General features: G+C 56.9%; 2 tRNA genes and 1 rRNA gene. All 3 read right to left on the reverse strand.

What is annotated here, in order from left to right:
* Positions 1-127 precede the first annotated feature (127 nt).
* Positions 128-204 (reverse strand) — tRNA-Ile (locus tag ATZ99_RS00010).
* A 16-nt stretch (positions 205-220) separates the two neighbouring features.
* Positions 221-296, reverse strand: a tRNA-Ala gene (locus tag ATZ99_RS00015).
* Between the two features lie 53 nt (positions 297-349).
* Positions 350-564, reverse strand: a 16S ribosomal RNA gene (locus ATZ99_RS00020); the annotation flags it as partial.

The raw sequence follows: 564 nt of genomic DNA on the forward strand, positions 1-564 counted from the left end.
GCCGCGCCCTTCTTCGCCCCCTTGCGCCAAGGCATCCACCGTGTGCCCTTAGTAGCTTGACCCTCTCGCCTTCACTTCGTATGAGCTTCTCCCATTACCTCTGTGCAGTTTTCAAGGTGCTGTTTTATGGTGGGCTTAGGTGGACTCGAACCACCGACCTCACGCTTATCAGGCGTGCGCTCTCACCATCTGAGCTATAAGCCCATCAATTTTTTAGGGTTGGTGGAGATGAGGAGATTCGAACTCCTGACCCCCTGCGTGCAAGGCAGGTGCTCTCCCAACTGAGCTACATCCCCTTTCCCTTGGACCCTCAAAACTAAACAGTGTCACGCCCTCAGCTTCTCCTTAGAAAGGAGGTGATCCAGCCGCACCTTCCGATACGGCTACCTTGTTACGACTTCACCCCAGTCGCTGGCCCCACCTTCGACAGGCTCTCTGCCCGGCTTCGGGTGTTGCCAACTCCCATGGTGTGACGGGCGGTGTGTACAAGGCCCGGGAACGTATTCACCGCGGCATGCTGATCCGCGATTACTAGCGATTCCGCCTTCATGCAGGCGAGTTGCA

This window comes from Thermovenabulum gondwanense (assembly GCF_001601575.1).
Classification (GTDB): Bacteria; Bacillota; Thermosediminibacteria; order Thermosediminibacterales; family Thermosediminibacteraceae; genus Thermovenabulum; species Thermovenabulum gondwanense.